We start from the raw sequence: 15,803 nt of genomic DNA, 5'->3' as shown, positions 1-15,803 counted from the left end.
CGGGCTCGTTTCAGAATAATTTTTTTGACCAGCCGAGCTTGGAGCTTAACGTATTGAAATAGCTATAATCTTTTGGGTGGATTAAATTCAGGTGGTAGTCGCAACGCCGGATAAAAACATCTTCGCCTTCCTGTATGGGCAACGCTATCTGGCTGTCGCAGCTAATTTCAAGGTCGCTGCGCATATGGGAAAAGCGCAGACGGATAGTGCTGCTGCTGTTGATGACCAGCGGGCGCGCAGAGAGCGTATGCGGAAACATCGGCACCAGCGTAATGGCGTCCAGCGAGGGCGTGAGGATAGGGCCGCCCGCTGAGAGCGAATAGGCGGTTGAACCGGTTGGCGTAGAGATTATCAGGCCGTCGGAACGCTGGGAGAAGGCGAATTTTTCATCGATGTAAACTTCAAACTCGATCATGTGCGCCACTTTACCCGGGTGTAAGACCACTTCGTTAATGGCGGTGCTAATGCGTTTCGGACAGTGTTGCTGGCACACCTGCGCTTCCAGCAAAAACCGTTTTTCGCTGATATAGCGCCCTTCAAGCACGTCCGCCAGCTGCTGCTGAGCGTTGTCCGGGTCTAAGTCGGTCAGAAAACCCAGGTTGCCGCGGTTAATGCCGATGACTTTGATGTCGTAGCGCGCCAGCACGCGGGCTGCGCCTAACATATTGCCGTCGCCGCCCACCACAACCGCAAGGTCCGCCAGCAGCCCGATTTCCGCCAGCGTGCCGGTTTTCACATTATGCAGGTTGAGTTCCTGGGCGATTTGCTGTTCAACGATAACGTCATACCCTTTTTCACAAAGCCAGCGCCAGAGCATCTCGTGTGTGGTGAGCGCAGTGGGATGACGCGGATGTCCGACAATACCTATGCATTTAAAAGGGGTATTCATTATCGTGAAGGTCCTTAGTGACGGAGGGCATGACAATCTGTCGTGTTCCCTTGAAACCGGCAAACTGATCCCCATAATAAGCGAAGTTAGCGATATGAATGCAAAAAAACGCGGAGAATTTCATGAGTAGTAAAGAACAGAAAACGCCTGACGGGCAAGCCCCGGAAGAAATCATCACGGAACAGCATGACGAGGTGGAGACGGTGGAATCCGCTGAAGCGGCTGAGCAGGTGGATCCGCGCGATGAACAGATTGCTAATCTGGAGGCCCAGTTAGCAGAAGTTCAGAATCGCGAGCGCGAGAACGTACTGCGCGCAAAAGCTGAGATGGAAAACCTGCGTCGCCGTACCGAGCAGGACATCGAGAAAGCGCATAAATTCGCGCTGGAGAAGTTCGTGAACGAGCTGCTGCCGGTTATCGACAGCCTCGACCGCGCGCTGGAAGTGGCGGATAAAAACAATACCGATATGGCCGCCATGGTCGAAGGTATTGAGCTGACCATGAAATCCATGCTCGACGTGGTGCGCAAGTTCGGCGTGGAAGTGATTGCCGAAACTAACGTGCCGCTGGATCCGAACGTTCACCAGGCTATCGCCATGGTGGAAGCGGAAGGCGTTGCGCCAAACCATGTCGCTGCCGTTATGCAAAAAGGCTATACCCTGAACGGCCGTACCATTCGCGCTGCAATGGTGACGGTAGCGAAGGCATAACCTTCATGCAAAAAAAGGCCAGTCTGCGGACTGGCCTTTTGCATTTCTGCGCCTTACTTCTCTTCCACGCTTTCCCGCAGCGGCTTCACCGGCGTGACGCGCACCTGCTTAATCATGTTTTCCTGCACGTCGAGAATATCGATATCGTACTTTTTGATGCGTACCCGCGTATCGACGGCAGGGATCTCTTCCAGCGCTTCGAGCAGCATGCCGTTCATGGTGCGCGCCTCTTCTTCCGGCAGATGCCAGTTGAATGCTTTGTTTATTTCGCGAATATTGGCGCTGCCTTCGATAATCACTGAACCGTCGTTTTGCGGAGTGACCTCTTCGGCAAGGGTAGGGGACATTGAGGTCGTGAAGTCGCCGACAATCTCTTCAAGAATATCTTCTACCGTCACCAGCCCCTGAATATCGCCATACTCGTCTACGACCAGCCCCACTTTCTTTTTGTTGCGCTGGAATTTTACCAGCTGGATGCTGAGCGGCGTGCCAGACGGCACATAGTAAATTTCATCGGCGGCGCGCAGGATTATCTCTTTGGAAAACGCATTTTTCTCGTTTCTCAGGCGCCAGGCTTCGCGCACGCGCAGCATGCCGATGGCGTCGTCCAGCGAATCGCGATAAAGCACGATGCGCCCGTGAGGCGAGTGGGTGAGCTGGCGGACTATCGACTTCCAGTCGTCGTTGATATCAATGCCGACGATTTCATTGCGCGGCACCATGATGTCGTCCACGCTCACTTTTTCCAGATCCAGCACCGACAGCAGCATGTCCTGATTACGACGCGAGATTTGCGAGCGCGACTCGTTAACGATGGTGCGCAGCTCTTCTTTACTCAACGCCGCGCTGACTACGTTATCGGTTTTGATGCCGACCATACGCATCAATAAGCGCGTAATGACGTTAAACAGCCAGACCAGCGGCATCATCAGGACCTGCAGCGGGGCAAGCAGGAAGCTGCTTGGAAAGGCCACTTTCTCGGGGTAGAGCGCCGCGATGGTCTTTGGCAGCACTTCGGCGAAAATCAGCACGACGAAAGTGAGCACGCCGGTGGCGATGGCGACGCCGGCGTCGCCATACAGACGCATGCCGACGATGGTTGCCAGCGACGAGGCGAGGATGTTCACCAGGTTATTGCCAATAAGCACGAGGCTGATTAAGCGATCCGGTTTACGCAGCAGTTTCTCAACCCGTTTCGCCGCGCGATTGCCCTGCTTGGCAAGGTGGCGCAGCCGGTAACGGTTGAGGGTCATCATGCCGGTTTCGGAACCGGAAAAATAAGCGGAGACCACTACCATCACGATAAGCGTGACAATGAGCGTAGTGGTTGAGATGTGTTCCAAAAGGCCTTCCCTTTAACGGTTTAAAACTCAGCCGGCGAATTGCTGCAACACGCGGCTGCCAAAATAGGAGAGCGTCAACAGAGCGGCGCCCGCGACGTTGAACCACACAACCCGGCGACCGCGCCACCCTTCATGATAGTGCCCCCACAGCAGGATGATATAGACAAACCAGGCGAGGATAGACAGCACCGCCTTATCAATATTTTCTACGCTAAAAAGATTATGCAGATAGAAAAGACCGGTGCAGAGCGTCAGCGTCAGCAGCACCACGCCGACCTGGGTGATGTGAAACATTTTGCGCTCAATGGTCATCAGCGGCGGCATATCAGCGCTGAACGCGAGCCTCTTATTTTTCAACTGGTAATCAATCCAGGCCAACTGGAAGGCATAGAGCGCGGCGATAATCAGCGTGGCGTAAGAGAACAGCGACAGGCCGATATGCACCATCATGCCTGGCGTGGTTTCCAGATGAGTGATGTACTCATTAGGAACAAAGGTGGCGAACGCCAGGTTTATCAGCGCGAAGGCGTAGACAATCGGCAGCAGCAGCCAGCCGCGGTTTCGCGAGGCGACGATGGTCATCACCGTACAGATCATCAGGCTGACCAGCGAACCGACGTTAAGCAGGCTTAAGTTTTGGCCGCCGTCGTGGGTGGAAAAAATCCGCGCCTCAAGCGCCAGCGCATGGCTGATAAGCGCAATGACGGCGGAAAGGATGGCGAGCCGACGCCATGCGCTGTTTTTCCGCAACAGACCGGGAATAATCAGCGCCAGGCTGACGGAATAGGCTACAAGCGCCAGCAGTGCAAAGACAGGCATATAAGGTTCGTCATTCGAAGACAAAGAAAGAAAAGCAGTATAGCGTTACGTGACGCGCGCTCCAACCGTTGCATCACATGCAGCGCGGCTTCATGTTATACTCCGCCACAATCTGAATCAGTGTCGCTGCGGCGGCCTTAAGCTATCCCTTAGGCAAAAGAGAATGTTTGATAATTTAACTGACCGTTTGTCGCGCACGCTGCGCAATATCAGCGGCCGCGGACGCCTGACTGAAGACAACATTAAAGAGACCCTGCGTGAAGTGCGCATGGCGCTGCTGGAGGCGGATGTCGCGCTGCCGGTCGTGCGCGACTTCATCAACCGCGTTAAAGAAAAAGCGGTGGGCCATGAAGTTAACAAGAGCCTGACCCCGGGTCAGGAATTCGTCAAAATCGTGCGCAGCGAACTCGTTTCGGCGATGGGCGAAGAGAACCAGAGCCTGAACCTGGCCGCGCAGCCGCCCGCCGTGGTGCTGATGGCGGGCCTGCAGGGCGCCGGTAAAACCACAAGCGTCGGCAAGCTCGGCAAGTTTCTGCGCGAAAAGCAGAAGAAAAAGGTGATGGTGGTCTCCGCCGACGTTTATCGCCCGGCGGCGATCAAACAGCTGGAAACCCTGGCGCAGCAGGTGGGCGTGGATTTCTTCCCCTCCGACGTAGCGCAAAAGCCGGTGGATATCGTTAACGCGGCGCTGAAAGAGGCGAAGCTTAAGTTCTACGACGTGCTGCTGGTGGATACCGCCGGTCGTCTGCACGTAGACGAAGCGATGATGGACGAAATCAAGCAGGTTCACGCCGCCATTAAACCGGTAGAAACCCTGTTCGTCGTCGACGCCATGACCGGCCAGGACGCCGCCAACACCGCGAAAGCCTTTAACGAAGCGCTGCCGCTCACCGGCGTGGTGCTGACCAAAGTGGACGGCGACGCCCGCGGCGGCGCGGCGCTCTCCATTCGTCACATCACCGGCAAGCCGATTAAGTTCCTCGGCGTGGGCGAGAAAACCGAAGCGCTGGAGCCGTTCCACCCGGATCGCATCGCCTCGCGTATCCTTGGTATGGGCGACGTGCTGTCGCTTATCGAAGATATCGAAAGCAAAGTAGACCGCGCGCAGGCGGAGAAGCTTGCCAATAAGCTGAAGAAAGGCGACGGTTTTGACCTGAACGACTTCCTCGAGCAGCTCAAGCAGATGAAGAACATGGGCGGCATGGCGAGCCTGATGGGCAAGCTGCCGGGCATGGGGCAGATTCCGGACAACGTGAAGTCGCAGATGGATGACAAAGTGCTGGTGCGTATGGAAGCCATTATTAGCTCCATGACGCTCAAAGAGCGCGCCAACCCGGATATCATCAAAGGCTCCCGCAAGCGCCGCATCGCCGCTGGCTGCGGTATGCAGGTGCAGGACGTGAACCGCCTTCTTAAGCAGTTCGACGACATGCAGCGCATGATGAAGAAAATGAAGAAAGGCGGAATGGCGAAAATGATGCGCGGGATGAAAGGTATGATGCCCCCAGGATTCCCGGGGCGCTAACGGCCTGGCTTGTTTGCCATTCTGACGCCGGGGTGTGCTCGCCATCCTCACGTACTGCGTGTACGCTCCGGTGGCTGCGCGCACGCCGTCGCCAGACTGCCTGCACCGCCGACGGCCTTCATTGCCGTTAAAATAAGGGCCTGGCTTGTTTGCCATTCTGACGTCGGGGTGTGCTCGCCATCCTCACGTACTGCGTGTACGCTCCGGTGACTGCGCGCACGCCGTCGCCAGACAGCCTGCACCGCCGACGGCCTTCAGCGCCGTTAAAACACGCCGCCTCATAAGTAGATTGCTTTTTCCGCAGAAATCAGTAAAATTTTCGGGCTTTTAATATGACGCCGGGCTCCGTTCCTCGATGGGGCCCGGTGTTTTATTCACACAAGAGGATGTTATGGTAACTATTCGTTTAGCACGTCACGGCGCTAAAAAGCGTCCGTTCTACCAGGTTGTCGTTACTGATAGCCGCAATGCACGCAACGGCCGCTTCATTGAGCGCGTTGGTTTCTTCAACCCGATCGCTAACGAAAAAGAAGAAGGCACCCGCCTGAATCTGGATCGTATCGAGCACTGGGTTGGCCAGGGCGCTACCCTTTCCGATCGCGTTGCCGCGCTGATCAAAGAAGCAAAAAAAGCAGCTTAATCTGTCACGGTGGTCATGATGAGCAAGCAAGAGACCGCGAAAGCGCCTGTTGAACCGGTAGTGCTGGGGAAAATGGGTTCTACTTACGGTATCCGTGGTTGGCTCAGAGTGTTTTCCTCCACCGAAGACGCCGAAAGCATTTTTGACTATCAGCCCTGGTTTATCCAGAAGGCGGGTCAGTGGCAGCATGTCGAGCTGGAAAGCTGGCGGCACCACAATCAGGATCTCATCATCAAGCTGAAAGGCGTTGACGATCGGGATGCCGCGAATCTGCTGACCAATTGCGAAATTGTCGTGGATTCCTCGCAGTTGCCGGAGCTTGAAGAGGGCGATTACTACTGGAAAGACCTTATGGGCTGCCAGGTTATCACCACGGAAGGCTACGACCTCGGTAAAGTCGTCGATATGATGGAAACCGGGTCGAATGACGTCCTCGTCATCAAGGCAAACCTGAAAGATGCGTTTGGCATCAAGGAGCGGCTTCTTCCGTTCCTCGATGGGCAGGTTATCAAGAAAGTCGATCTCGCTACTCGTACTATCGAAGTAGACTGGGATCCTGGTTTTTGAACCTCCGGACAATACGGTAATAAGACGGCGCTATGTGGATTGGCATAATTAGCCTGTTTCCTGAGATGTTCCGCGCGATTACCGATTACGGGGTAACTGGCCGGGCAGTAAAAAATGGCCTGCTGAGCATCGACAGCTGGAGTCCTCGCGACTTCACGCATGACCGGCACCGTACCGTGGACGATCGTCCTTACGGCGGCGGACCGGGGATGCTGATGATGGTGCAACCCTTGCGGGACGCCATCCATGCAGCGAAAGCCGCGGCGGGCGAAGGCGCGAAGGTGATTTATCTTTCACCTCAGGGACGCAAGCTTGATCAAGCTGGCGTCAGCGAACTGGCGACGAACGAGAAGTTAATTCTGGTTTGCGGCCGGTACGAAGGGATAGATGAGCGTGTGATCCAGACCGAAATTGACGAAGAATGGTCAATCGGCGATTACGTACTCAGCGGTGGCGAGCTGCCAGCAATGACTCTGATTGACTCGGTCGCCCGGTTTATACCGGGAGTGCTGGGACATGAGGCTTCGGCGACGGAAGATTCCTTTGCCGACGGGTTGCTGGATTGCCCACACTATACCCGACCTGAAGTGTTGGAAGGGATGGAAGTACCGGCGGTATTGCTGTCGGGCAACCATGCCGAGATACGTCGCTGGCGTCTGAAGCAGTCGCTGGGCCGCACCTGGCTTAGAAGACCTGAACTTCTGGAAAACCTGGCTCTGACTGAAGAGCAAGCAAGGTTGCTGGCGGAGTTCCAGCGGGAACATACGCAACAGCAACATAAACATGATGGGCAAGGCGAAGCGTAATCGCCGCCTCCCAAAACATCAGTTTACCCAGGATAAGAGATTAAATTATGAGCAACATTATTAAGCAACTTGAACAAGAGCAGATGAAGCAGGACGTACCTTCCTTCCGTCCGGGTGATACCGTGGAAGTGAAAGTATGGGTTGTTGAAGGTTCCAAAAAACGTCTGCAGGCATTCGAGGGCGTGGTTATCGCTATTCGTAACCGCGGTCTGCACTCTGCATTCACTGTTCGTAAGATTTCCAACGGCGAAGGCGTTGAGCGTGTCTTCCAGACTCACTCTCCGGTTGTTGACAGCATCGCTGTTAAACGTCGTGGTGCCGTTCGTAAAGCTAAACTGTACTACCTGCGTGAGCGTACCGGTAAGTCTGCTCGTATCAAAGAGCGTCTTAACTAAGATTCGCTTTCGCGACATCCCAGTTAAAAAGGCCTGGCATCTGCCAGGCCTTTTTTATTTTTGTATAGCGGCATAGTAGGGGGACGTTGGTTTGCCGTGCTTACTCATCAACCCTGAAGTTCAAAAGAACGTTACCAGCATAACGCAACAAGCTGGTTTTGATTATCGTACCTGGCGGAGCATTCTTTGGCGCTTTGGGGGACTTTAAGATCTACTGTTTTATCGGTGTTATGGTATTTACAGATGAGATAGAGGTCAGTATGGCTATTTTTTGCTTCATCCTGATAATCAGGAAGTGTCCAGACAGTTTCATTGGGTGTGTCAGGCATTAAGTCCGTTTTATTTTGCTGAGGGCCAATAAACAGGCTGGCATCCCGTAAGGTGTTTGCTTTATTGCTTGTTGGAAATGTCTGTGGGCAGGCCAGATTCTGCGCCTGTGCAGCACTTATTATCAGCCAGATAGCCGTGCCTGAAAATAGGTATTTATTCCACCACATAATAATTATCTCCGTCGTTTTCTGCGCGCGGCGCTTTATGAAAACGGATGATACGTTCATGTACAGGCTGTGGAACCGTTATTTTCTCACCTGTGCGAGTTAGACGGTGAGATACCCATTGATCAAGCACGCGAATGCCATTTGCATCTTGCTCCAGATAAATGGCTGCATGAGAACGTCCATCTGTGTGATTACCGTATCTCCCGCTGCTATCGAAGGTGGCAATTGCCGTACCGGGAGCAATGTCTGCATTACCTTTGACCGCATCGCCTCGTCTCCATGCAACAGTGGGAGGCATCGTAGCCGCTTTCTTTGTATAAGCTACGCACTGTCCGTTGCCAATTAATTGACCAATATAAGCCCTTGCTGTTTTTGCAATATAAGCCATTTCCTTATCTCTCTCCATGTTATTAGGGGGATAGGTTTATCCTGAACAACAACAAAGACAAGATAAGAATTTGTATTTAGGAAACGATTAAGTCTTAATGACTTGAACACGTAACAGTTAAAGCTAATCAAGCGGTTAGCAGAAGAAATCGATAAAGCATATCGCACCTGCATATTTGTAAAAATTAACTATTCCTTGTTAAATCTTTTACAATATAGTCTCAACCAAAAGGAGAGGCGGTGAATAACGTTTTTCATCACTATGCAATGAAACGCGCAGCAGCAATGCTGGCGCTGTTTGCGATCCTGTTAATTTTGGTTGCACCGCTGATTTCTGTTTCGCTACAAAGCTCTGTAACTAAAGTAATGGTCGTTATGCACCATGAAATGGGCATGTCAGTGCAGAAACACCACTCTCTTACTCATCAACGGCACGATCACCACGACATGTCGCAGATGCCATCGCACGTGATGAATGATGACGTCCCGCTAACATCGCATATTGACCACGCCGAAGCGTGCGGTTACTGCGTACTGCTGACGCATGTGCCGGGGCTTATTCTGCTTGCCGTGCTGCTGGTTTTCGGCTGGCTGCGCCAGCGTGTTATCCGTCGTGTCGTCAGGGTTGAGCCGCTCTGGCTGTTTACGCCCTGGTCTCGTCCCCATACCCGCGCGCCGCCTCGGCTGTCTGCTTTTTCCTGATCCCTTACGACACTTTTGCGCCGCTGGCGCGAAAGGCGAGGCTTCATTATTACCTAAGGAAAAGTATGACAACCTCATCTGCACGCGCGGCCTGGCTTACCCTGCTGCGCCGGTTCCATTTCTATATTGGGCTGTTCATCGGCCCGTTTATCTTTATTGCCGCGCTTTCGGGCACGCTCTATGTGGCAACGCCGCAACTGGAGAACGCGGTTTACGCTTCCGCTTTATACAGCGATGCGCAAGGAGAGGCGCAGCCGCTTGCCCGGCAGGTGGCTGCGGCTCAAAAGGCTACCGGCGAAACGCTGCGCCTTTATGCCGTTCGTCCTGCTTCTGAGCCTGGCGAAACCACGCGCGTAATGTTTGCCGACCCCACGCTCGGCCCCTCCGAAACGCGGGGAATTTTCATCGATCCGGTGACGCTTGCGGTAACAGGCGACATGACGGTCTACGGCACCAGCGGCATTTTACCGCTGCGCCAGCGAATTGATTATCTGCATCGTTCATTACTGCTGGGTGATGCGGGACGAGTCTACAGCGAGTTGGCCGCCTCCTGGATGTGGGTGGCGGCGTCTGGCGGCATCGCCCTGTGGTGGCTGACGCGTCCGAAACGGCCGCAGCGTCCTGCAAAAGCGAACGCCTTCGTTCAGACCCGACGCCTGCACATTACGCTCGGCTGGCTTCTGCTGGCGGGATTGCTGCTCTTCTCAGCGACCGGGCTGACATGGTCGCAGTGGGCAGGCGCAAACGTGGACAAGCTTCGCGCCGCGATGGGCTGGCTGACGCCGCAGGTCAGCACGGCGCTGGCAGCAGGAGAGACGGCGCTCGCCGATCCGCATGCTGAACATCATATGCACCACACTCCTGTGATGATGACGCCGAAGGCAGACGCATCGCGGATAGATGCGGTGCTGGAAGCGGCGCGCCGCGCGGGAATCGATGCTGCGAAAGTGGAAATCCGGCCGCCTCGCGAAGCGCAGCAGGCGTGGACGGTAACAGAAGTGGATCGCCGCTGGCCAACGCAGGTGGATGCCGTCGCCATCGATGCCACGCATTTACAGGTGGTGGATGAAGCCCGGTTCGCGGATTTCCCGTTAATGGCGAAGCTCACCCGCTGGGGCGTCGATTTTCATATGGGCGTGCTGTTTGGTTTGCCGAACCAACTGGCGCTAATCGCATTCGGTATTGGGCTGTGCGTCGCCATCGTCATGGGATACCGCCTGTGGTGGCTGCGCCGCCCCGCAGGGGCGCAGGTTAGCCCGGCGGTGACGCTGAGCGAAGCATGGCTTTCGCTTGGCGGCGCGGGCAAGGCAACGACGCTGCTTATGGCGCTGCTGCTCGGTTTTGCGCTGCCGGTGATGGGCGTAAGCCTGCTGCTGTTCTTTATTATAGATATCGTGCGCTGGCAGGGGCAAAAGCGCCGTCTTGCCAGCTCAAACGGCTAATCAATAACGCCCTGTTGCCTGGCAGGGCGTAATTAATTGAGCCGCGACGCGCTTACGCCTTCATCCATTCCTTTTTGCCACTGCTGGCGCAACTGCGGCGCCGCATCGACATCGTCGCACCCCGTCGGGAAAATTTTCCCGGCGAGGCCCCAGGCATAAAGCAGATCGGGCCGACAAATTTTTTGCTGACCACTGGCATAACCGCGCAGGTAGGCTTTGCGATCCACTTTCTTATCGTTGAAGTTAGCGGCAAGGGTCTCGTCGTTTTTCTTCTGTGCGCCTGCCGTGGCGTCTTCAAAACCAGCCTGATACCAGTCGGTGGCGCCGCGCGCAGGGGCGTGCGTGTAAGGATCGACCTGACAGCCGGTAAGCAATACCAGAAGCAAAGCGGATAAAATGCGCAGCACGGGAATGTATCCTTATTTCATGTTGATACTTTCAGCATAGCTTGCCGCTGCGTTTCTCGCCGGATCTTACGGCCTGCCCTTATGTCTGGTGATAGCGTCCTGGGTGCTGTAATTTTTTCTTTCCATATTTAGCCAGATATTTTCGCTTTCAGTTGGCTTGTGTAACGATTAATTTACGTATTTCGTGTTGAAATCTTTACTCTGTATGATATGGTGTTTTCACCCGTTAGGGTAACGACTATCGCAACGAGCAAACTAAGGATCGCCATCATGCAAAAAGACGCGCTGAATAACGTACATATCGCCGATGAACAGGTGTTAATCACTCCCGATCAACTGAAAGCCGAATTCCCGCTCTCCGCCGATCAAGAAGCGCAGATAGCCCGGTCTCGTCAGACGATCTCCGATATCATCGCCGGTCGCGATCCGCGTCTGCTGGTGGTTTGTGGACCTTGCTCGATCCACGATCCTGAAGCTGCGATTGACTATGCTCGTCGTTTTAAAGCCCTCTCGGAAGAGGTCAGCGATACGCTTTACCTGGTTATGCGCGTCTATTTTGAAAAACCCCGTACTACCGTGGGCTGGAAAGGGCTGATTAACGATCCGCACATGGATGGCTCGTTTGATGTAGAAGCCGGGCTGAAAATCGCCCGTCGTTTGCTGGTCGAACTGGCAAGCCTCGGTCTGCCGCTGGCGACCGAAGCCCTTGACCCAAATAGCCCGCAATACCTGGGCGACCTGTTTAGCTGGTCGGCGATTGGCGCGCGGACGACGGAGTCTCAGACCCACCGTGAAATGGCCTCCGGTCTCTCTATGCCGGTCGGCTTTAAGAACGGCACTGACGGCAGCCTTGCGACAGCCATCAACGCCATGCGCGCCGCCGCGATGCCGCACCGTTTTGTCGGCATTAACCAGGCAGGGCAGGTTTGTCTGCTGCAAACCCAGGGCAACCCGGACGGTCATGTGATTCTGCGCGGCGGCAAAGCGCCTAACTACAGCCCGGCGGATGTCGCTCAGTGCGAAAAAGAGATGGAGCAGGCGGGACTGCGTCCGGCGCTGATGATAGATTGCAGTCATGGCAACTCCAATAAAGACTATCGTCGCCAGCCAGGCGTGGCGGAATCCGCCGTGGCGCAGATTAAAGACGGCAACCGCTCTATTATCGGCCTGATGATTGAAAGTCATCTGCACGAAGGCAATCAGTCTTCTGAGCAGCCGCGCAGCGAGATGAAATACGGCGTATCGGTAACGGATGCCTGTATCAGCTGGGAAACCACCGAAGCGCTGCTGCGCGAAATTCATCAGGATCTGGACGGCTCGCTGGCGGCGCGTCTCGTATAAGAGGTTAGTTATGGTGGCTGAATTGACCGCCCTGCGCGATCAAATTGATGAAGTGGACAAGGCGCTGCTGGGGTTACTGGCGCGCCGGCTGGAACTGGTAGCGGAAGTCGGCGAAGTGAAAAGCCGCTATGGGCTGCCAATTTATGTGCCGGAGCGCGAGGCCTCTATGCTCGCCTCGCGCCGTCATGAAGCGGAAGCCCTCGGCGTACCGCCTGACCTTATTGAAGATGTGCTCAGACGCGTAATGCGTGAGTCATACTCCAGCGAAAATGATAAAGGCTTTAAAACCCTCTGCCCGACGTTGCGCCCGGTGGTTATCGTTGGCGGCGGCGGCCAGATGGGGCGTCTGTTTGAAAAGATGCTGACGCTTTCAGGTTATGAAGTACGTATTCTGGAGCAAGAAGACTGGCCGCGCGCCGAAGCGCTGCTGGCGGATGCCGGCATGGTTATCGTCAGCGTGCCGATTCATGTAACGGAACAGGTTATCGCGAAGCTGCCTGCGCTGCCGGAGGATTGTATTCTGGTCGACCTCGCATCGGTGAAAAACGGCCCGCTGCAGGCGATGCTCGCTTCCCACCGGGGACCGGTGCTCGGTCTGCATCCGATGTTTGGCCCGGACAGCGGCAGCCTCGCTAAACAGGTTGTGGTTTACTGCGATGGCCGTCAGCCGGAAGCGTACCAGTGGTTCCTTGAGCAAATTCAGGTCTGGGGCGCGCGCCTGCATCGCATCAGCGCCGTTGAGCATGACCAGAACATGGCGTTCATTCAGGCGCTTCGTCATTTCGCTACGTTTGCTTACGGCCTGCATCTGGCGGAAGAAAATGTACAACTGGAACAATTGCTGTCGCTCTCTTCGCCTATTTACCGGCTGGAGCTGGCGATGGTGGGGCGACTGTTTGCGCAGGATCCGCAGCTTTACGCCGATATTATTATGTCGTCGCCCAATAATCTCGCGCTTATCAAGCGTTACTATCAGCGTTTTGGCGAGGCCATCGGCCTGCTTGAACAGGGCGACAAACAGGCCTTTATCGATAGCTTCCGTAAGGTTGAGCACTGGTTCGGTGATTACGCGAAGCGGTTCCAGAGTGAAAGCCGCACGCTGTTGCGCCAGGCCAACGACAGCCGCCAGTAAGCCAAAAGCGACTTATACTCAAAAGCCAGTGAGAAAACTCACTGGCTTTTTTCATGGCGACAAAAGGATGGCTGGCATGACAGAACCGAAACCGTTATTTGACTACACCGGCGAGCTGCCGGAGGGGCCAACCTGGGATGCGGAGGAACAGGCGCTTTACTGGACCGATATCAATGCGAAAGAGATCCATCGCTATCATCTGCAACGCGCAGAGCACCGGGTCTGGAAGTTTCCTGAAGAGGTAGGCTGCTTTGCGCTGCGTGAAAAGGGCGGCTTTATTGTCGCGCTGCGCAACGCCATCTGGCTTACCGATGAACATGGCGCGCTGACCCATAAAGTCTGTGACAACCCCAGCAACCCGGCGCTGGCGCGCTTTAACGACGGCGGCACCGACCGCGCAGGACGTTTCTACGCGGGCACTTTCTGGGCCCCGGGCGATTATAACGGCGCGCTGCTGGTGCGGGTGGATAACAATCTTAAGCCCCGTGTCATCCATAGCGACATTCTGGGAGCGAATGGCCTGGCCTTCACGGAAGAGGGAGACTGGATGTATACCTCGGATACGCCAAACGCGGTAATTTATCGCACGCCGCTGGATGAGCAGGGCGAGCCGGGCAAGCGCGAACTATTTAAGCGCTTTGCTGAAGGAGAAGGGGGCCCCGACGGCGCCGCAATAGATAAAGAGGGTTGCTACTGGACGGCGCTCTATGACGGCTGGCGTATCTCCCGCTTTTCACCACAGGGTGAACAACTGGCGGAATATCGGCTGCCGGTGCGCTGCCCGACAATGGTCTGCTTTGGCGGCCCGGACATGAAAACGCTGTTTATCACCACCTCCCGTGAAAATATGGAGCCGCAGGAGTTGGCGGAGCGTCCGCTTTCTGGCGCTATTTTTACGCTTGAGGTCGAGGTGGCAGGCATTGAGAAGCCGAAGTTTAAAGAAACGGCTTCTCAATCGATATAACCGTCGCCAGGCCTGTCAGGCCGGGTCGACCGGCACCACGTTCTCGCTCGGATAACAGCCGAGCACTTTCATGGAGCGGGTGATTTCCGCCAGTTCGCGGAGCGCCTGCTGCATGGCGGTCTCTTTCACGTTGGCCTGAATGTCCAGGTAGAACATCTCTTCCCATGGATTACCGTGGATCGGGCGCGACTCCAGACGCGTCATAATCAGGTTATGGTTGCGCAGCACCAGTAACGCTTCAACCAGCGCGCCCGCCTGTTGACCTGTCGCCATCAGCAGGGTCGTTTTCGCCGGAACCTGTTCCGAGACGTTGATCGCCTTACGGGCCAGTATCACAAAGCGGGTGATATTCTGCGTCTGGTTCGCGAGGTTGCGCTCCAGCACCTGTAAACCGTATAGCGCGCCGCCTGCTTCGCTGCCCAGCGCCGCTACGCGAGGCGATTTAGCCTGCGCGACTTTTTCCATCGCCGCCGCGGTGCTTTCGCAATATTCAATTTTCCAGTGCGGATAGCGGTTAATAAACTGGCTGCACTGCTGGAACGGTTGCGGATGGCTGTAAACCGTGTCGATTTGCGCAAGGTCCGTTGAGGTTGCGACCAGCACGCAATGGTCGACCGGTACCGTCATCTCGCCAACAATAGAGAGCGTGGTGTGCTGGAGCAAATCGTAAACATCATTAATGGCCCCCGAGCTGGTGTTCTCCAGCGGCACGACGGCGTAGTCTGCCTGGCCTGTTTCCACCTGATTGAAAATCTCCTGGAATTTGGCGCAGCCGCTTTCGATGAAGTGATCGAAATGGCGGGCGGCATACTGCCGCGCAGCAAGATGAGAATAGGAGCCTTTCGGGCCGAGAAACGCGATGCGGGCGGAGTGCGGATTGGTGTTGTTAAGATGGTGTTGCAGCAGCGCTTGTTGGGTAAGAACAGAGTCTTCAATAATCAGCTGGAAAAGCCGGGTGATGTAATGCGCATCGAGGTGGTGCGGTTTGCCCAGCGCGATAAGCCGCTCCAGCAAATCACGCTCGCGATCGATATCGCGCACCGGACGGTGGGTGGCAAGTTTCGCTTTACCCACTTCCACTGCCAGTTCGCGACGCTGCGCCAGCAGCGCCAGCAGTTGTTCATCCAGAGCGCTGATTTTATCGCGCAGGGCTAATAACGGGTTTTCCGCAGTCATAACGCACCTTTTCGTTATCCATAAAAAAGGCCTCCCGTTTTGGGAGGCCTGTCAGTTCGTC

General features: G+C 55.2%; 18 protein-coding genes and 1 other annotated feature (1 of these 19 cut by a window edge). Of the genes, 11 read left to right on the top strand and 7 right to left on the bottom strand.

Annotated elements, in window-relative coordinates; translation table 11 throughout:
* Positions 1–10: 10 nt before the first annotated feature.
* Complete coding sequence (gene nadK / locus ACU4F7_RS17150; RefSeq protein WP_029589852.1) at positions 11–889, bottom strand: NAD(+) kinase; 879 nt, start codon at positions 887–889, stop codon at positions 11–13.
* 122 nt (positions 890–1,011) lie between these two features.
* Between nadK and grpE the strand changes: the two genes are divergently transcribed.
* Positions 1,012–1,599, top strand: a complete 588-nt coding sequence (grpE, locus tag ACU4F7_RS17145; protein WP_029589851.1) for a nucleotide exchange factor GrpE — start codon at positions 1,012–1,014, stop codon at positions 1,597–1,599.
* 53 nt (positions 1,600–1,652) lie between these two features.
* On the opposite strand, the gene ACU4F7_RS17140 is transcribed toward grpE, so the two are convergent.
* Together ACU4F7_RS17140 and ACU4F7_RS17135 are read right to left on the bottom strand one after the other, a co-directional pair.
* A complete protein-coding gene (locus ACU4F7_RS17140; protein ID WP_029589849.1) occupies positions 1,653–2,942 on the bottom strand; it encodes an HlyC/CorC family transporter in 1,290 nt (429 codons plus the stop codon).
* A gap of 27 nt (positions 2,943–2,969) precedes the next feature.
* Positions 2,970–3,761: a cytochrome C assembly family protein gene (locus ACU4F7_RS17135; RefSeq protein ID WP_024560046.1), complete on the bottom strand. Its 792-nt coding sequence runs from the start codon at positions 3,759–3,761 to the stop codon at positions 2,970–2,972.
* Between the two features lie 163 nt (positions 3,762–3,924).
* Here ACU4F7_RS17135 and ffh point away from each other — a divergent pair, with 163 nt between their 5' ends.
* From ffh to rplS, 5 genes are all read left to right on the top strand, one after another.
* The gene (gene ffh / locus ACU4F7_RS17130) at positions 3,925–5,286 is read left to right on the top strand and encodes a signal recognition particle protein (protein WP_024554765.1); all 1,362 of its coding nucleotides are present in this window, start codon (positions 3,925–3,927) and stop codon (positions 5,284–5,286) included.
* Between the two features lie 391 nt (positions 5,287–5,677).
* Entirely contained in the window at positions 5,678–5,926 is a 249-nt protein-coding gene (rpsP, locus tag ACU4F7_RS17125) for a 30S ribosomal protein S16 (protein ID WP_024556461.1), read from the top strand.
* An 18-nt stretch (positions 5,927–5,944) separates the two neighbouring features.
* A complete protein-coding gene (rimM, locus tag ACU4F7_RS17120) occupies positions 5,945–6,493 on the top strand; it encodes a ribosome maturation factor RimM (RefSeq protein WP_029589847.1) in 549 nt (182 codons plus the stop codon).
* Positions 6,494–6,525: 32 nt separating this feature from the next.
* Complete coding sequence (gene trmD, locus ACU4F7_RS17115; protein WP_024556463.1) at positions 6,526–7,299, top strand: tRNA (guanosine(37)-N1)-methyltransferase TrmD; 774 nt, start codon at positions 6,526–6,528, stop codon at positions 7,297–7,299.
* A gap of 47 nt (positions 7,300–7,346) precedes the next feature.
* A complete protein-coding gene (gene rplS / locus ACU4F7_RS17110) occupies positions 7,347–7,694 on the top strand; it encodes a 50S ribosomal protein L19 (RefSeq protein ID WP_002914145.1) in 348 nt (115 codons plus the stop codon).
* A 131-nt stretch (positions 7,695–7,825) separates the two neighbouring features.
* Here rplS and ACU4F7_RS17105 read toward each other — a convergent pair whose 3' ends face one another.
* Both ACU4F7_RS17105 and ACU4F7_RS17100 read right to left on the bottom strand, forming a co-directional pair.
* Positions 7,826–8,191, bottom strand: a complete 366-nt coding sequence (locus ACU4F7_RS17105; RefSeq protein ID WP_481637412.1) for an STY0301 family protein — start codon at positions 8,189–8,191, stop codon at positions 7,826–7,828.
* Entirely contained in the window at positions 8,178–8,579 is a 402-nt protein-coding gene (locus tag ACU4F7_RS17100) for a BPSL0067 family protein (protein WP_481637411.1), read from the bottom strand. Before ACU4F7_RS17100 ends, ACU4F7_RS17105 begins: the two co-directional genes overlap by 14 nt.
* 239 nt (positions 8,580–8,818) lie before the next feature.
* On the opposite strand from ACU4F7_RS17100, the gene ACU4F7_RS17095 reads away from it, so the two are divergent.
* Positions 8,819–9,280: a DUF2946 domain-containing protein gene (locus ACU4F7_RS17095; protein ID WP_481637410.1), complete on the top strand. Its 462-nt coding sequence runs from the start codon at positions 8,819–8,821 to the stop codon at positions 9,278–9,280.
* 65 nt (positions 9,281–9,345) lie between these two features.
* Entirely contained in the window at positions 9,346–10,722 is a 1,377-nt protein-coding gene (locus ACU4F7_RS17090; protein ID WP_481637409.1) for a PepSY-associated TM helix domain-containing protein, read from the top strand.
* Between the two features lie 32 nt (positions 10,723–10,754).
* Here ACU4F7_RS17090 and ACU4F7_RS17085 read toward each other — a convergent pair whose 3' ends face one another.
* On the bottom strand, positions 10,755–11,129 hold the full coding sequence (locus ACU4F7_RS17085; protein ID WP_481637408.1) for a DUF2799 domain-containing protein: 375 nt from the start codon (positions 11,127–11,129) through the stop codon (positions 10,755–10,757).
* Positions 11,130–11,399: 270 nt separating this feature from the next.
* Here ACU4F7_RS17085 and aroF point away from each other — a divergent pair, with 270 nt between their 5' ends.
* The 3 genes from aroF (at position 11,400) to ACU4F7_RS17070 (ending at position 14,566) form a co-directional block, all read left to right on the top strand.
* Positions 11,400–12,470 (top strand): 3-deoxy-7-phosphoheptulonate synthase AroF, encoded by a 1,071-nt coding sequence (gene aroF / locus ACU4F7_RS17080; RefSeq protein WP_481637407.1) that lies wholly within the window; start codon positions 11,400–11,402, stop codon positions 12,468–12,470.
* Positions 12,471–12,480: 10 nt separating this feature from the next.
* A complete protein-coding gene (gene tyrA, locus ACU4F7_RS17075) occupies positions 12,481–13,602 on the top strand; it encodes a bifunctional chorismate mutase/prephenate dehydrogenase (protein WP_029589842.1) in 1,122 nt (373 codons plus the stop codon).
* A gap of 76 nt (positions 13,603–13,678) precedes the next feature.
* Positions 13,679–14,566 carry an SMP-30/gluconolactonase/LRE family protein gene (locus ACU4F7_RS17070; protein WP_481637406.1) on the top strand — a complete coding sequence of 296 codons (888 nt, stop codon included), beginning with the start codon at positions 13,679–13,681 and terminating at the stop codon, positions 14,564–14,566.
* 15 nt (positions 14,567–14,581) lie between these two features.
* On the opposite strand, the gene pheA is transcribed toward ACU4F7_RS17070, so the two are convergent.
* Complete coding sequence (pheA, locus tag ACU4F7_RS17065; protein WP_481637405.1) at positions 14,582–15,742, bottom strand: bifunctional chorismate mutase/prephenate dehydratase; 1,161 nt, start codon at positions 15,740–15,742, stop codon at positions 14,582–14,584.
* A 20-nt stretch (positions 15,743–15,762) separates the two neighbouring features.
* Positions 15,763–15,803 (bottom strand) — a sequence feature (Phe leader region); it runs 85 nt beyond the window's last position.

Source organism: Franconibacter pulveris (genome assembly GCF_056780215.1).
This window is presented reverse-complemented; position numbering and strand designations above follow the sequence as displayed.

What these genes read in the sequence shown, in the direction of transcription:
- ACU4F7_RS17105 (WP_481637412.1), bottom strand. Translation starts at nt 8,191, where the DNA reads ATGTGGTGGAATAAATACCTATTTTCAGGCACGGCTATCTGGCTGATA.
- tyrA (WP_029589842.1), top strand. Translation starts at nt 12,481, where the DNA reads ATGGTGGCTGAATTGACCGCCCTGCGCGATCAAATTGATGAAGTGGAC.
- aroF (WP_481637407.1), top strand. Translation starts at nt 11,400, where the DNA reads ATGCAAAAAGACGCGCTGAATAACGTACATATCGCCGATGAACAGGTG.
- ACU4F7_RS17135 (WP_024560046.1), bottom strand. Translation starts at nt 3,761, where the DNA reads ATGCCTGTCTTTGCACTGCTGGCGCTTGTAGCCTATTCCGTCAGCCTG.
- grpE (WP_029589851.1), top strand. Translation starts at nt 1,012, where the DNA reads ATGAGTAGTAAAGAACAGAAAACGCCTGACGGGCAAGCCCCGGAAGAA.
- ACU4F7_RS17090 (WP_481637409.1), top strand. Translation starts at nt 9,346, where the DNA reads ATGACAACCTCATCTGCACGCGCGGCCTGGCTTACCCTGCTGCGCCGG.
- rplS (WP_002914145.1), top strand. Translation starts at nt 7,347, where the DNA reads ATGAGCAACATTATTAAGCAACTTGAACAAGAGCAGATGAAGCAGGAC.
- ACU4F7_RS17070 (WP_481637406.1), top strand. Translation starts at nt 13,679, where the DNA reads ATGACAGAACCGAAACCGTTATTTGACTACACCGGCGAGCTGCCGGAG.
- trmD (WP_024556463.1), top strand. Translation starts at nt 6,526, where the DNA reads ATGTGGATTGGCATAATTAGCCTGTTTCCTGAGATGTTCCGCGCGATT.
- rimM (WP_029589847.1), top strand. Translation starts at nt 5,945, where the DNA reads ATGAGCAAGCAAGAGACCGCGAAAGCGCCTGTTGAACCGGTAGTGCTG.
- pheA (WP_481637405.1), bottom strand. Translation starts at nt 15,742, where the DNA reads ATGACTGCGGAAAACCCGTTATTAGCCCTGCGCGATAAAATCAGCGCT.
- nadK (WP_029589852.1), bottom strand. Translation starts at nt 889, where the DNA reads ATGAATACCCCTTTTAAATGCATAGGTATTGTCGGACATCCGCGTCAT.
- rpsP (WP_024556461.1), top strand. Translation starts at nt 5,678, where the DNA reads ATGGTAACTATTCGTTTAGCACGTCACGGCGCTAAAAAGCGTCCGTTC.
- ACU4F7_RS17100 (WP_481637411.1), bottom strand. Translation starts at nt 8,579, where the DNA reads ATGGCTTATATTGCAAAAACAGCAAGGGCTTATATTGGTCAATTAATT.
- ffh (WP_024554765.1), top strand. Translation starts at nt 3,925, where the DNA reads ATGTTTGATAATTTAACTGACCGTTTGTCGCGCACGCTGCGCAATATC.